We start from the raw sequence: 14,126 nt of genomic DNA, 5'->3' as shown, positions 1-14,126 counted from the left end.
AAATATTTGAGCCTTGGCTCAAATATCTTTCTACCTCAAACTCATTTTATTCTCACTTTTTTTGAGAATTTAAAATTTAACAATTTGCTTTTTAATTGTCAACAGTAAATTTTTAAGTTTTTTAATAAAATTCGGAAGTGAGGCTTTAGCCTCGCCTATTAGCGGGACTAAAGTCCCACTTCCTGATTATAGTATATATACAAGGAAAGACAATGTTCACAGATAGCGTTGAGTTAAAGGTTAGTTCAGGAAAAGGTGGACAAGGGTGTGTCGCTTTTCGTCGTGAGAAGTTTGTGCTAAATGGCGGTCCAAACGGTGGCGATGGTGGAAAAGGCGGAGATATCTGGTTTAAGTGTGATAACAACACTCACACACTATCTCACTTTCAAAAAAAGATGCATATAAAAGCTGATAGCGGAAGACCTGGCGAGGGTTCTAGAATGAGCGGAAAAGCAGGTCAAAAAAAAGTTATTATTGTTCCTCCAGGGACTCAGATAGTAGATGCTAAGAGTGGTGAAGTTCTTCTTGATATGCTTGTTGATGGCCAAGAAGTTAAGTTCTTACAAGGTGGTAAAGGTGGACTTGGAAATATTCACTTTAAATCATCAACAAATCAAAGACCAACTTATGCACAACCAGGCGAAAAAGGTGAGACTAGAGAGATAAGACTGGAACTTAAGCTTATAGCTGATGTTGGGCTTGTGGGCTTTCCAAATGTTGGAAAATCAACTCTTATCTCAACCCTCTCAAATGCAAGACCAGAGATAGCTAATTATGAGTTTACAACGCTTACACCAAAACTAGGGCAGGTAGATATTGGAGATTATGAGTCATTTGTAATGGCTGATATACCTGGAATCATTGGTGGTGCTCATGAAGGTAAAGGGCTTGGAATTGAGTTTCTAAGACACATTGAGAGAACTAAGATACTTTTATATATGATAGACTTGGCTTCTTATAGAGATTTAGCAGAGCAGATAGATACTCTAAGAGATGAGATTTCTTCTTTCTCACAAAATCTAGGTGAAAATAAATTTGCCATAGCTCTAACTCGTCAAGACGCAGTGCCACAAGAGGATGTAGAGAATCTTGTAAATGGTTTTATAAAACTTTTTGATTTGACTCCAACTAAAAAAAGTGAGTTTGACTTTGATGCTGATCTTCCTTACTTCATACAAGAGAGTGCAGATGAAACACTTGGATATGATAGAGCTAAACCTTACTTTATAGTTCCTATATCTTCTGCTACTTCAAAAAATATCTCAGCATTAAAACATGCACTATTTAACCTTGTTCAAGTAGATAGAGACTAAAAATGAGACGAGTGGTTGTTAAAGTTGGCAGTGCTGTTTTAACAGAGGGTGACTCTATAGCACAAAAGAGAATGATAGCTTTAGTAGAGTTTTTAGTAGAGTTGAGAGAGAACAATGAAGTTCTGTTAGTCTCTTCTGGTGCAGTTGCAGCAGGATATACAAAAGTTCAGCTTGATCGTAGTATTCTAAAAAACAAACAAGCTCTAGCTTCCATCGGGCAACCAGTTTTGATGCATAAATATGCTAAAGAGTTTCAAAAACACAATATCATCACTTCGCAAGTTTTAGTTACCGCTGCAAATCTAAACAAAGATGAAGATATAAAAAAAATTAAAAACACAGTAGATACCCTTCTTGAGTCTGACGTTATTCCAATCGTAAATGAAAACGATGCAACAGCTACCCAAGAGCTTGTAGTTGGAGATAATGACCAACTGTCAGCTTACATGACAAAACATACTAATAGTGATATCTTGATAATACTCTCAGATATAGATGCCTACTATGATGAAGATCCACATAAAAATCCTAATGCAAAGGTGCAAAAGGTTGTTAAAGAGATTGATGAGTGTGCACTAAGCAGAGAAGCAACTCCTCATGGAACATTTGCAACGGGCGGCATAGTTACAAAGCTAAAGGCTGCATCTTATCTTTTAGAATCAGGGATTGATATGTTTTTAGCTAGTGGATTTGATCTTAGTGATGCAAAGAGTTATATGCTTGATGGCAAACATAGAGGCGGCACACTCTTTAGTAAAGGAGAGGTGTAATGCGTATAATATTTATGGGTACACCCTTTTATGCAAAAGCTATTTTAGACAAAATTATAGACACTCCTAATATGGAAGTTGTAGCAATTTATACTCAGCCAGATAAACCAGTAGGGCGAAAAAAAATAATGACTCCACCGGTTGTAAAAACTTTAGCACAGAGACACAATATAGAAGTCTATCAACCACAAAGATTAAGAGATAAAGAGGTTGTAGAGAAGCTTTTGAGCATTGAGTGTGATTTTATAGTTGTAGCTGCTTATGGACAGATTTTACCATGTGAAGTATTAGAACACGCTCCATGTATCAATCTCCACGCCTCGATACTCCCAGCGTATAGAGGTGCAAGCCCAATCCAGCAAACTCTGCTTAATGCAGATAAAAAAACTGGTGTAACTGCAATGTTAATGGATGAGGGGCTTGATACTGGAGATATCTTAAAGATAGAGACCATAAGCGTTGAAGATAATGAGATGGCTGAGTCTTTGTTTGATAGACTTACAGAAGTCGCAACAGTGCTAACTATTGATGTTTTGAAAAACTTTGACTCACTAAAAGTTATAAAACAAGATGAAACAAAAGCTACGTATTGTAAAAAAATAACTAAAGAAGATGGTAAAGTAGAGTTTGTAGATGCAAAAGAGATTTACAATAAATATCGTGCATTTACTCCTTGGCCGGGTGTATACCTTGATAGCGGATTAAAGCTAAAAAATATCTCACTTGAAGATGTTACATCTACTAACAAAGAGGGTAGTATCATCTCTATTGAAAAAGACAGTATAGTAGTAGGATGCAAACAGGGCAGCATAAGAGTCTTTAGGGTGCAACCTGCTTCAAAAAAAGAGATGGATATACTCTCTTATATAAATGGGCAAAGACTTTTTCGTGAAGATACTCTATCTTAAAGAGATTGACTCAACTCAAAAATTTTTAAAAAAGCTAATAAGAGGCAAAGAGGTAAAAGCACCTTTTGCAGTAGTTAGTGATACTCAGAGTGCTGGAGTTGGAAGTAGAAACAACGCTTGGAATTCACAAAAAGGGAATCTTTTTTTATCTTTTGCTATAGAGCTTGATGAGTTGCCAAAAGATCTAAAGCTTGAATCTGCATCTATCTATTTTTCTTATATTTTAAAAACTTTACTTTATGAGGAAGGATCTTGTGTTTGGATAAAATGGCCAAATGATTTCTATGTAGATGATAAAAAGATTGGTGGAATGATTACAAATCTCGAAGCTAATACTCTTATTTGTGGACTTGGATTAAACTTAGTAATGGCTCCAGATGGATTTGCAAAGCTTGATATAAAAGTGGATAAAAAAGAAGTTCTTAAAAAATATTTCACAAAAATAGAAGAAAAAATTTCATGGAAGCAAGTTTTTAGCAAATATGAGTTAGAATTTTACAAGAACAAAAACTTTTTTACACATAATCAAAATATAAAAATTCCATTAGAAGGTGTGAAGCTTCAACAAGATGGTTCAATCATAAACAACGGAAAGAGGATATATAGCACAAGATGAGTGAAGTAATAGTAATTGCAAATCAAAAAGGTGGAGTTGGTAAAACAACTACCGCTGTAAACTTAGCTGCATCACTGGCTGTTGCAGAAAAAAAAGTGCTTTTGATTGACTCAGACCCACAGGCTAATGCTACCACTTCCCTAGGTTTTCATAGAAATGATTATGAATTTAACATCTATCATGTACTTATTGGAACAAAAAAACTAAAAGATATCATCCTAAAATCAGATCTTCCAACACTTCATTTAGCTCCATCAAACATAGGTCTTGTTGGAATTGAAAAAGAGTACTACGACAATGACAACAAAGATGGAAGAGAGTTAGTTTTAAAAAGAGCGATTGCTAATGTTAGAAAAGATTATGACTATATCATAATAGACTCGCCTCCAGCACTTGGACCAATGACTATAAATGCTCTTTGTGCATCTAACTCAGTTATTATACCAATCCAGTGTGAGTTTTTTGCACTAGAAGGTCTCGCTCAACTTTTAAATACAGTTAAACTTGTAAGAAAGTCGATAAATCCAAAACTTAGCATCAAAGGTTTTTTGCCAACTATGTTCAGTTCTCAAAACAATCTCTCAAAGCAAGTTTTTGCAGACTTGTCTCAACACTTTAAAGGAAAACTCTTTAAAGATATAGAAGATCAGTACATAGTGGTACCACGAAATGTAAAACTTGCAGAAGCTCCATCTTTTGGAAAACCTGCAATTCTTTACGACGTAAAATCAATGGGTTCAGTAGCCTATCAAAATTTAGCACAAACGATAATAGCATAATGAAATCTCAAAAACTTGGCCGTGGACTAGATGCACTTTTAGGCGAAATGGATGAAGCTTATGAAAATGAAGGCTCTTCTAGAGATGCTATCATTGAGCTAAATGTTAAAGATATTAGACCAAATCCATATCAACCTAGAAAACACTTTGATGAGAGCTCACTTTTAGAGTTAGGTGAGTCTATAAAACATGATGGACTCTTGCAACCTATAGTTGTAACTCAAGATTTTGATGGTTATGTGCTTATTGCAGGAGAGAGAAGACTCCGCGCATCAAAACTTGTAAAGCTTAAAACTATTCGTGCTATTGTTTTAAACTCTGATGAACACAAGATGCGTCAGTTTGCTTTGATAGAAAATATTCAAAGAGATGAGTTAAATGCAGTTGAGTTAGCAGAGGCTTATAGTGAACTAATAAAAATGTATGATGTTACTCAAGAAGAACTTGCAAATAAGATACATAAGAGTAGAACTCATATAACAAATACCATCAGACTACTGCAACTATCTGCTAAAACTCAAAAAGCTTTGGTTGAGAAAAAAATTACAGCTGGACATGCCAAGGTTATAATCGGATTAGATGAAAAAGAGCAACAACTCATCGTAAACTCGATCATTGGGCAAAAACTAAGTGTAAGAGAAGTAGAATCGATTATAAAAAATATGAAAGATGAAAAAAAACCAACATCTCCAAATACTCAAAGCAAAAAGTATGATCTTAGTGATATCAAAGAGAGATTTGATTCTTTTGGACTTAGAGTTAAAACTTCAAACAATAAACTAACTATAGAATTTGACAACGAGAGTCAAATTAGTGATTTCTTAAAATATATCTCATAAAAGCCTTAAAAATCTGTGTAAATTTTACTTAGTTTGTAAAATTAACAAAATTCTTTTAAATTTTTTTTTAGTTTAACTATCCTTTCAATTTTCTAATAGTATAATCACGCAACTTTTAGGAGGTGCTATGTTAGATATAAATCCGATACTACTTTTAGCTACATTTGTTGTATTTCTTTCACTAATCGCCGTTCTTAATAGTTGGCTATATAATCCATTATTTAGTTTTATGAATAAAAGAGATGATGACATCAAAAAAGATTTGCAAAAAGTTGGCAATAATGATGATGAGATCAACGAACTTAATTCAAAAGCTGAGTTGATAATTAGTAATGCTAAACTAGAAGCTGCGGCCCTAAGAGAGAAAGTAATACAAGATGCTAAAGAGTTAGCAGAGAGTAAGATAGAAGCAAAACGAGCTGAATTAGCTAGTCAGTATTTAGAATTTGAGCAATTACTTGCGCAAACTAAAGAGCAGTTAACAAAAGATATTATGTCTCAAGTTCCACTGTTTAAAGAAGCTGTTAAAGCTAAGTTTAGTCAAATATAAGGATGTGGTGTGAGTAGAATTTTACTTTTAATTATGATGATATCAACTTATGCATTAGCATCTAGTGGTGCAGAGAGTGGGGGGACAGATATCGTTCAAAGAACAGTAAACTTTATACTATTTTTTGGGCTTATTTGGTACCTTGTAGCTGAGCCTGCTAAAAATTACTTTGTTGCTAGAAGCCAAAGTATAGCTGATGAGTTGCAAAAGGTACAAGATAAGTTAAATGAATCTGTAAATCTTAAAAAAGATGCACTCTCTAAAATTTCTGAGGCTGAAAAGTTTGCAGAAGAGTTAGTTAATGCTTCAAAAAAAGAAAACAAGATTTTAAATGACAGTATTATGCTTCAGTGTGAGTCAGATTTAGAAAATATAGCTAAACAGAGTGCATCACTGATGGAGTTTGAACAAAGAAGAATGGTTCGAGGTGTTGTTGAGAGTGTGCTAAATGAAGTGCTAAGTCAAAGTAGTGAGAGTTTCGATAAAGAAGCTATGGCTAATGTTATCTTAAAAAAGGTGGCATAAATGGAAGAATTGATAGCAAAAAGATATATAAAAGCTTTTAAAGAGGGTTTAGACGCAGAGTCAATGCAAAATGCAACTCTGATTTTTGATACTCTAGCAAAGTCTTTTGAAGATGCTGAATTTCTTGAAATTATGAATAGTCCAAATGTAAGTAAAGAGCAAAAACTAGATATTCTTTTAGCTAGTGTAAAACCTGCTAAATCTAGCAATATTGACTCTTTGATTAGGTTATTGGTTGAAAAAAAGCGTATAGAAATTATCCCAGCTATAGCTGAGTCGATGAGAAAAGATACAGCTCATACAAATAAAACTTACAAAGGTCTTGTTTATAGCGATAGTGATTTAGATGCAAAGGTCATAAAAGATTTAAGCAGCGGTTTAAGTAAAAAGTTTGATTCAAACATTTCTCTAGATTTTGTTAAAGAAAACTTTAATGGAATCAAAGTGAATGTTGAAGATTTAGGGGTAGAGATTAACTTCTCTAAAACAAGAATCAACAATCAAATTATACAACATATAATAAAAGCAATTTAACTTTCAACGAGAGGAGAGAAATAGTGGTAGCAAAAATACAAGCTGATGAAATCAGCTCAATAATTAAAGAGCGTATTGACAACTTTGAACTAAGTGTTGATATAAACGAGACAGGTAAGATCGTCTCTTATGCTGATGGCGTTGCACAAGTTTACGGACTTAGTAATGTTATGGCTGGAGAGATGGTAGAGTTTGAAGAGGGGACTAGAGGTTTAGTTATGAACCTTCAAGAGAGTAGCGTAGGTATTGTTATTCTAGGCCTTGGAGTAAACTTAAAAGAGGGCATGAGTGTTAAAAGATTAGGTCGCCTACTTAAAGTTCCAGTAGGAGATGCTCTTTTAGGTCGTGTTGTTAATGCACTAGGTGAGCCAATAGATGGTAAAGGTCCAATTGAGACAACTGAGATTCGTTTCGTTGAAGAAAAAGCACCTGGTATTATGGATAGAAAATCTGTTCATGAGCCATTAGCGACTGGTATTAAAGCTATTGACGCACTTGTTCCAATTGGCCGTGGTCAGCGTGAGCTTATCATTGGTGATAGACAAACTGGTAAAACAACAGTTGCAATTGATGCAATCATTAATCAAAAAGGTAATGGTGTCTCTTGTGTATATGTTGCAATCGGTCAAAAAGAATCTACTGTAGCTCAAATTGTTCGTCGTCTAGAAGAGCATGGTGCTATGGAGTATACTATAATCGTATCAGCTACTGCATCTGAAGCAGCTGCGCTTCAATTTTTAGCTCCATATACTGGTGTTACAATGGGTGAATACTTCCGTGATAACGCTAGACATGGTTTAATCGTGTATGATGATTTATCAAAGCATGCAGTAGCATACCGTGAAATGTCACTTATTCTTCGTCGTCCTCCAGGTCGTGAAGCTTATCCTGGTGATGTTTTTTATATTCACTCTCGTTTGTTAGAAAGAGCAGCTAAAGTTTCAGATGAAAGAGGGGCTGGCTCACTAACAGCTCTTCCAATTATTGAGACACAAGCTGGTGATGTTGCGGCTTATATCCCAACAAACGTTATCTCTATTACAGATGGTCAAATTTTCCTTGAGACTGAACTCTTTAACTCTGGTGTTCGTCCGGCGATTAATGTTGGTCTATCTGTATCTCGTGTTGGTGGTGCTGCTCAGATTAAGGCCACTAAGCAAGTTGCTGGTACACTGCGTCTTGATCTTGCACAATATCGCGAACTTCAAGCATTTGCACAGTTTGCATCTGATCTTGATGAGACTTCTCGTAACCAACTAGAGCGTGGTCAAAGAATGGTAGAGGTTCTAAAGCAAGGTCCATTTTCACCACTATCTGCTGAGAAGCAAGTTGCTATTATTTTTGCTGGTAATGAAGGTTTCTTGGATGATTTTGATCCATCAAATGTTGTTCGTTTTGAAGCTGAGTTATATCCATTTATTGAAGCTAGCTATCCCCAAATCTTTGAGAATATCAGAAGCACTTTAAAAGTTGATGATGACACAAAAGCACTACTAATAAAAGCACTTGAAGAATTCAAAGCTTCTTTTGTAGTAGCGTAAGGAAAACTTTATGGCAAACTTGAAAGATATTCAAAGACAGATAAAGAGTGTTACTAACACTCAAAAGACAACACGTGCAATGAAGCTTGTATCTACTGCAAAACTTCGCCGTGCTGAGGAGCTTGCAAAACGCTCTCGTCTTTATGCTGCAAAAATGAATCAGGTTATTGCCGAAATTGCTGGACGTATTAAATGCAATAGAATTGGAGGAATTGAAAATCGATGTTTTATAGAGATTGAAAATCCAAAAATTGTTGATATTGTTTTTGTAACTGCTGACAAAGGTTTATGTGGCGGTTTTAATATTCAAACTATTAAAGCTGTTAAAAAACTAATAGCAGAGTATAAAGAAAAAAACACAAAAGTGCGTCTTCGCGGAATCGGTAAAAAAGGTATTGAGTTTTTTAAGTATAATGAAGTTGAACTTTTTGATGAAGTTACAAACTTGAGTTCAAGACCTGACAAAGTAAGATCTGATGAATTTGTTATGAGCTCTATTGAAGATTATAAAGATGGTAAGATCGATGGTCTTCATATTGTCTATAATGGATACAAAAATATGATAACTCAAGAGTTACATATTAACAATGTGCTTCCTGTTGATACTACAGATTTTGAGTGTGATGAGATAAGAGACTCAATGTTAGAAGTAGAAGCTCAAGATGAAGAGCATATGTTAGATTCTTTAGTTAGTAGATATGTAAAATATGCAATGTATTATGCACTTATAGATTCAGTTGCGGCTGAGCATAGTGCTAGAATGCAGGCTATGGATACAGCAACTAACAATGCTAAAGAGATGGTTAAGTCACTAAATGTTGAATATAATAAAGCTAGACAAGCAGCTATTACTACAGAACTTATAGAGATAATAAGTGGTGTGGAGTCTATGAAATAATGGAGAAAAATATGATTGGTAAAATAAGCCAGGTTATGGGCCCAGTTGTTGATGTTGATTTTGATGGTTATCTTCCTATAATTAACGAAGCAATTGAAGTTCAAATAGATTTAGAAGGTGCTAAAACTCGTTTAGTACTAGAAGTTGCGGCTCACTTAGGTGATGGTCGTGTAAGAACAATTGCAATGGACATGAGTGAAGGTTTAGTTCGTGGAATGGAAGCAAAAGCTACAGGCGCTCCTATTAAAGTCCCAGTTGGCGAGAAGGTATTAGGTCGTATCTTTAATGTTATTGGTGAGACTATTGATGGTGGTGAGCAAGTTAGTGATGCTCCTACTTGGTCTATTCACCGTGAGCCTCCAGCTCTAGTTGATCAATCAACTACTACAGAGATGTTTGAGACAGGTATCAAAGTTGTTGATTTACTTGCACCTTACTCTAAAGGTGGTAAAGTTGGACTATTTGGTGGTGCTGGTGTTGGTAAAACAGTTATCATTATGGAGCTTATTCACAACGTTGCAATGGGTCATGATGGTCTATCTGTATTTGCTGGTGTTGGTGAGAGAACTCGTGAAGGTAATGACCTTTATCACGAGATGAAAGACTCAAATGTACTTGATAAAGTTGCACTGTGCTACGGCCAAATGAGTGAGCCTCCAGGAGCTCGTAACCGTATTGCTCTTACTGGTCTTACTATGGCTGAGTATTTTAGAGATGAGAAAAATCTTGATGTTTTAATGTTTATTGATAATATCTTCCGTTTTGCACAATCAGGTTCTGAGATGTCTGCTCTTCTTGGACGTATTCCATCAGCAGTTGGTTATCAACCAACACTTGCTCGTGAAATGGGTGCATTGCAAGATAGAATTACATCAACAAAAAATGGATCAATCACTTCAGTTCAAGCTGTTTATGTACCAGCTGATGACCTAACTGACCCTGCTCCTGCTTCTGTTTTTGCTCACTTAGATGCAACAACAGTTCTTAACCGTAAAATTGCTGAAAAAGGTATCTACCCTGCAGTTGATCCGCTGGATTCATCTTCAAGACTGCTTGATCCACAAATTATTGGTGAAGAGCATTATAATGTAGCTCGTGGTGTTCAACAAACACTTCAAAAGTACAAAGATCTTCAAGATATCATTGCGATTCTTGGTATGGATGAACTTAGTGAAGATGATAAAAATATTGTTGAGAGAGCTCGTAAAATTGAGAAATTCTTATCTCAACCATTCTTTGTCGCAGAGGTATTTACAGGTTCACCTGGTAAATATGTCTCACTTGAAGATACTATTAAAGGTTTCAAAGGAATCTTAAATGGTGACTATGATGAAATGCCAGAAAACGCATTTTATATGGTTGGTGGTATGGATGAGGCAATTGAAAAAGCTGCAAAGCAAAAAAAATAACTCGCAATACTAAAGGATTGTAATGGATAAGTTAAAACTTGAGATCCTAACTCCTAATGGTGAAATCTTTAACGATGTCGTCGTTAGCGTAACTCTTCCAGGTGAAGAGGGAGAGTTCGGTGTTTTACCACATCATGCATCTTTAACAACTCTGTTAGATGCTGGTGTTATAGACATTGAAAAAGATGATAAAACAGTTGAATCAATCCTAATAAACTGGGGTGTAGTTCAAGTTGATGAAGCTAAAGCTATCGTCTTAGTTGAAGGTGCTGTTGCTATTCGTGGTGATAGTGAAAGTGCTGTTGCTAATGCTCTAGAAGATGCAAAACAGCTTATTAGTGATATTGCGGATTCAAATCCAGCAATAGCATCTGCTACAGCTAGAATAGAATCAGCAGCTAAAAGATTGTTATAGTATATGATTAACAATTTTATTGATTTTTATCTTAAAAGTCACCCAGTAACTTTGGGTGTATTGGCTCTTTTGTCGATATACTTCATAGTTTTAAATTGGGTGTTTTTTTATCGCTATTTCTCTATAAATAACTGGCTTAAAACTGAAAGCAATTCACTAGAGTCCCTTCTTATGGGAGCTTCATCTGTTAGTGATAGCTCGTTTTTAAATAATTTTATAAAAACAAGCTCAAGTGTAAATAAAGAAATTTTGGACCTTGCAATGCTAGCAGCTACAAAAGAGGCTACAAAAGGTCTTTCACTTCTGTCTGTATTTGCATCTACTACCCCTTTTATAGGACTTTTTGGAACAGTTGTCTCTATACTCGATACTTTTACTCATATAGGTCAAAGTAGTGGAAGTATGTCTATTATTTCTGGCGGTGTCTCAGATGCACTCATAGCAACTGCTGCTGGTATCTTTGTAGCTATATTTGCATATTCTTATCATCAAATCTTAAAAAGAAGTTCATTTGAACTTGTTGGATTTATCCAGATGCAAAGCGAAGCTATATTAGCTAGAAAAAACAACTAAAGAGTTTAAGTCAATGTATGATTTTGAAGACAAACCAGAGTTAAATATTACTCCACTTGTGGATGTAATGCTGGTTTTACTAGCTATCTTAATGGTTATCGCTCCAAATATTGTATATGAAGAGAGCATTAAACTCCCACAAGGCTCTATGAGTCAGCAACTATCTAAGATCCCACCTGTACATATCTCAATAGATAAAGAGCAAAATATTAAAATAAACAAAGACAACTACCAACTGCATGAATTTATGGACAATTTCTTTCTTTATTCTAAAAAATTAGACTTAAAAGCTACTGTGCTTATTAGTGCAGATAAAACTTTGGACTATGGTGTTGTTATGTCAGTCTTAGCTGCTGTAAAACAAGCAGGTTTTTCTGAGGTTTCATTAGCTACAAATGGATAGTAATAACACATATTTTTACACCAGCGGTCTTATCTCTATATCGCTTTTTATTTTCTTTTTATTTTTAATCATCCAAACTCTTTTTTCAAACTCAAAGATAGATGCATATGCACTAAAAAAAGATAACTATATATCTATATCGTTAGAGATGCCAAAGGTACAAAAAAGCACAAAAGCAACACCCCAAAAACAAGTAGAACAAGCCACACCAGTTGAATCAAAAGAGATAAATATAGATGAACTATTTAGTGATGTGTGGACTAAGGATGTTAAAAAAATAAAGCCAAAAAAGAAAAAAGTTGATAATAAAAGGTTTCAAGATATTGCAAAAAGGTCTAAAATTATAGATCAAAAAATAACAAGCAAAAGCTCGCAAAAAGTGTTAGCTGATGATATGGTAAAAAATAGTGATGATTCGCAAAAAGACTCAAGTGCTGATGCGGTTAATGAATATTTTGCTAAAATTCAGGCTTTAGTTTATCAGAACTTTTTCCCGCCTTCAAACTCTGAGGGGCATAGTGTCAAAGCTGTTATAGAATTGAGCTCTATTGGAAAAGTTATAGATTTTAGGATCTTAACTTACTCTGCAAATAGTGCATTAAATGAAGAGAGTGATAAGATAAAAGACAGACTTTTAGGGGTTTTGTTTCCTATTAACCCACAAAATAAATCTGGTAATTATACTATAGTTTTAAAAGCTAAGGAGTGACTTTGAGAATATTGTTGATTTTTTTATTTGTGTTTGGTGTCTCGTATGCAGGTGATGCAACTATAGAGGTTATAAAAAAAGTGGAATCTCTACCTAGCATGGCAGTAGAAGACTCATCAATTAGTTATGATGACACATTTAAAGAGAGTTTTTTTAAAACCCTTGTTGCTGATTTGAATGTTCTCTCACTCTTTAATGTAGATAGACATCATCGTAAAACACATTTTAATGATACGAGCGTAATGGTTGAAAACAAAGATATGGACTATGTTTTAAGATATAAGATGCATCAAGATGATTTTGGTGCTTTAAATGTTGAGTTAAAACTTATAAGCAAAGAAAATATTGTCTTAAAAAAACAATACAAGATCAATAGAAAAAATGTCTTTATGTTTGTAGCTCACACTATTGCTTATGATATAAATGAATACATGAAAGCTCCTCCAGTTGAGTGGATGAAGCGAAGAGTGATATTTTCAAGAGTAGTAGCTCCTCAAAAAACAGAGATAGTTATATCAGACTATACGCTCGCATATCAGCACACTGTGATAAAAGGTGGGTTTAATATTTTTCCAAAATGGGCAAATAAAAACCAAGATGAATTTTACTATACATCTCTAGAAGGCAAAAAACCAACACTTAAGCATGTAAATATTAAAACAGGCAAGAGCAAATCTATAATCTCTTCAGATGGTATGATGGTATGTTCAGATGTCAGTAAAGACTCAAAAAGGTTACTTTTAACTATGGCTCCCAATGGTCAACCTGATGTCTATCTTTATGATGTAGCTTCAACTCAGAGCAAAAAGCTTACAAGCTATGGTGGAATAGACGTAAATGGTCAGTTTTTAGATGATGAGACTATAGTATTTGTTTCAGGAAGATTAGGTTATCCAAATATTTTTTCTAAAAAGATTGGAAGTCGTAGTGTTGAACAGATGGTTTATTATGGTAAAAGTAACTCAGCATCTAGCACTTTTGGAGATTATATAGTTTATAAATCAAGAGAGAGTTCAAATGCTTTTTCTGCAAATACATTTAATTTGCATCTAATTTCTACCAAAACAGATTTTATAAGAAGGCTTACAGCTACTGGTATAAATGAGTTTCCTAAGTTCTCAATAGATGGAGATGCCATCCTTTTTATAAAAAATTACAAATCTCAAAGCTCTATTGGTATTATAAGATTAAATCACAATAAAAACTATCTCTTTCCTCTTAAATATGGAAGATTGCAAGCGATGGATTGGTAATAGTTTATAGTGAAAATTAGTAATTTTTAGCTCTAAAGGTTAGTTTATTACTTTTTTTTTGGTACAATCATGTTAATTTTAAATCAAGGGT

17 protein-coding genes are annotated in these 14,126 nt (G+C 34.5%); all 17 read left to right on the top strand.

Annotated features, from left to right (window positions below):
* Positions 1-212 precede the first annotated feature (212 nt).
* The gene (gene obgE, locus M947_RS20820) at positions 213-1,313 is read left to right on the top strand and encodes a GTPase ObgE (protein WP_021288083.1); all 1,101 of its coding nucleotides are present in this window, start codon (positions 213-215) and stop codon (positions 1,311-1,313) included.
* A 2-nt stretch (positions 1,314-1,315) separates the two neighbouring features.
* A complete protein-coding gene (gene proB, locus M947_RS20815) occupies positions 1,316-2,083 on the top strand; it encodes a glutamate 5-kinase (protein ID WP_031348101.1) in 768 nt (255 codons plus the stop codon).
* Complete coding sequence (gene fmt / locus M947_RS20810; protein WP_021288081.1) at positions 2,083-2,991, top strand: methionyl-tRNA formyltransferase; 909 nt, start codon at positions 2,083-2,085, stop codon at positions 2,989-2,991. The genes proB and fmt overlap by 1 nt, the downstream gene beginning before the upstream one ends.
* A complete protein-coding gene (locus M947_RS20805) occupies positions 2,972-3,607 on the top strand; it encodes a biotin--[acetyl-CoA-carboxylase] ligase (protein WP_021288080.1) in 636 nt (211 codons plus the stop codon). Before fmt ends, M947_RS20805 begins: the two co-directional genes overlap by 20 nt.
* Positions 3,604-4,386 (top strand): ParA family protein, encoded by a 783-nt coding sequence (locus tag M947_RS20800; protein WP_021288079.1) that lies wholly within the window; start codon positions 3,604-3,606, stop codon positions 4,384-4,386. Before M947_RS20805 ends, M947_RS20800 begins: the two co-directional genes overlap by 4 nt.
* Positions 4,386-5,225, top strand: a complete 840-nt coding sequence (locus tag M947_RS20795; protein WP_021288078.1) for a ParB/RepB/Spo0J family partition protein — start codon at positions 4,386-4,388, stop codon at positions 5,223-5,225. Before M947_RS20800 ends, M947_RS20795 begins: the two co-directional genes overlap by 1 nt.
* Before the next feature lie 127 nt (positions 5,226-5,352).
* On the top strand, positions 5,353-5,775 hold the full coding sequence (locus tag M947_RS20790) for a FoF1 ATP synthase subunit B' (protein WP_021288077.1): 423 nt from the start codon (positions 5,353-5,355) through the stop codon (positions 5,773-5,775).
* Between the two features lie 9 nt (positions 5,776-5,784).
* Positions 5,785-6,300: a F0F1 ATP synthase subunit B gene (locus tag M947_RS20785; protein WP_021288076.1), complete on the top strand. Its 516-nt coding sequence runs from the start codon at positions 5,785-5,787 to the stop codon at positions 6,298-6,300.
* Entirely contained in the window at positions 6,301-6,834 is a 534-nt protein-coding gene (locus tag M947_RS20780) for a F0F1 ATP synthase subunit delta (RefSeq protein ID WP_021288075.1), read from the top strand.
* 23 nt (positions 6,835-6,857) lie between these two features.
* Positions 6,858-8,375 carry a F0F1 ATP synthase subunit alpha gene (atpA, locus tag M947_RS20775; protein WP_021288074.1) on the top strand — a complete coding sequence of 506 codons (1,518 nt, stop codon included), beginning with the start codon at positions 6,858-6,860 and terminating at the stop codon, positions 8,373-8,375.
* Positions 8,376-8,385: 10 nt separating this feature from the next.
* Positions 8,386-9,273, top strand: coding sequence for an ATP synthase F1 subunit gamma (gene atpG / locus M947_RS20770; RefSeq protein ID WP_021288073.1), 888 nt, complete (start codon positions 8,386-8,388; stop codon positions 9,271-9,273).
* Between the two features lie 11 nt (positions 9,274-9,284).
* Positions 9,285-10,682, top strand: a complete 1,398-nt coding sequence (gene atpD, locus M947_RS20765) for a F0F1 ATP synthase subunit beta (RefSeq protein ID WP_031348100.1) — start codon at positions 9,285-9,287, stop codon at positions 10,680-10,682.
* Between the two features lie 22 nt (positions 10,683-10,704).
* The gene (atpC, locus tag M947_RS20760; RefSeq protein ID WP_021288071.1) at positions 10,705-11,097 is read left to right on the top strand and encodes an ATP synthase F1 subunit epsilon; all 393 of its coding nucleotides are present in this window, start codon (positions 10,705-10,707) and stop codon (positions 11,095-11,097) included.
* Positions 11,098-11,100: 3 nt separating this feature from the next.
* Entirely contained in the window at positions 11,101-11,670 is a 570-nt protein-coding gene (locus M947_RS20755) for a MotA/TolQ/ExbB proton channel family protein (protein WP_021288070.1), read from the top strand.
* Between the two features lie 13 nt (positions 11,671-11,683).
* The gene (locus tag M947_RS20750) at positions 11,684-12,073 is read left to right on the top strand and encodes an ExbD/TolR family protein (RefSeq protein ID WP_021288069.1); all 390 of its coding nucleotides are present in this window, start codon (positions 11,684-11,686) and stop codon (positions 12,071-12,073) included.
* Positions 12,066-12,782, top strand: a complete 717-nt coding sequence (locus tag M947_RS20745; RefSeq protein ID WP_021288068.1) for a TonB C-terminal domain-containing protein — start codon at positions 12,066-12,068, stop codon at positions 12,780-12,782. The genes M947_RS20750 and M947_RS20745 overlap by 8 nt, the downstream gene beginning before the upstream one ends.
* 2 nt (positions 12,783-12,784) lie before the next feature.
* On the top strand, positions 12,785-14,035 hold the full coding sequence (gene tolB, locus M947_RS20740) for a Tol-Pal system protein TolB (protein ID WP_031348099.1): 1,251 nt from the start codon (positions 12,785-12,787) through the stop codon (positions 14,033-14,035).
* Positions 14,036-14,126: the final 91 nt, after the last annotated feature.

The organism is Sulfurimonas hongkongensis, assembly GCF_000445475.1.
Taxonomy (GTDB): domain Bacteria; phylum Campylobacterota; class Campylobacteria; order Campylobacterales; family Sulfurimonadaceae; genus Sulfurimonas; species Sulfurimonas hongkongensis.
The sequence above is the reverse complement of the archived record's forward strand: the minus strand, read 5'-3'. Positions and strand labels throughout refer to the sequence as shown.

Bases quoted from the DNA above. Each gene is read 5' to 3' on its own strand.
- obgE (WP_021288083.1), top strand. From the start codon at position 213: ATGTTCACAGATAGCGTTGAGTTAAAGGTTAGTTCAGGAAAAGGTGGA.
- proB (WP_031348101.1), top strand. From the start codon at position 1,316: ATGAGACGAGTGGTTGTTAAAGTTGGCAGTGCTGTTTTAACAGAGGGT.
- fmt (WP_021288081.1), top strand. From the start codon at position 2,083: ATGCGTATAATATTTATGGGTACACCCTTTTATGCAAAAGCTATTTTA.
- M947_RS20800 (WP_021288079.1), top strand. From the start codon at position 3,604: ATGAGTGAAGTAATAGTAATTGCAAATCAAAAAGGTGGAGTTGGTAAA.
- M947_RS20795 (WP_021288078.1), top strand. From the start codon at position 4,386: ATGAAATCTCAAAAACTTGGCCGTGGACTAGATGCACTTTTAGGCGAA.
- M947_RS20790 (WP_021288077.1), top strand. From the start codon at position 5,353: ATGTTAGATATAAATCCGATACTACTTTTAGCTACATTTGTTGTATTT.
- M947_RS20780 (WP_021288075.1), top strand. From the start codon at position 6,301: ATGGAAGAATTGATAGCAAAAAGATATATAAAAGCTTTTAAAGAGGGT.
- atpG (WP_021288073.1), top strand. From the start codon at position 8,386: ATGGCAAACTTGAAAGATATTCAAAGACAGATAAAGAGTGTTACTAAC.
- atpD (WP_031348100.1), top strand. From the start codon at position 9,285: ATGATTGGTAAAATAAGCCAGGTTATGGGCCCAGTTGTTGATGTTGAT.
- atpC (WP_021288071.1), top strand. From the start codon at position 10,705: ATGGATAAGTTAAAACTTGAGATCCTAACTCCTAATGGTGAAATCTTT.
- M947_RS20755 (WP_021288070.1), top strand. From the start codon at position 11,101: ATGATTAACAATTTTATTGATTTTTATCTTAAAAGTCACCCAGTAACT.
- M947_RS20750 (WP_021288069.1), top strand. From the start codon at position 11,684: ATGTATGATTTTGAAGACAAACCAGAGTTAAATATTACTCCACTTGTG.
- M947_RS20745 (WP_021288068.1), top strand. From the start codon at position 12,066: ATGGATAGTAATAACACATATTTTTACACCAGCGGTCTTATCTCTATA.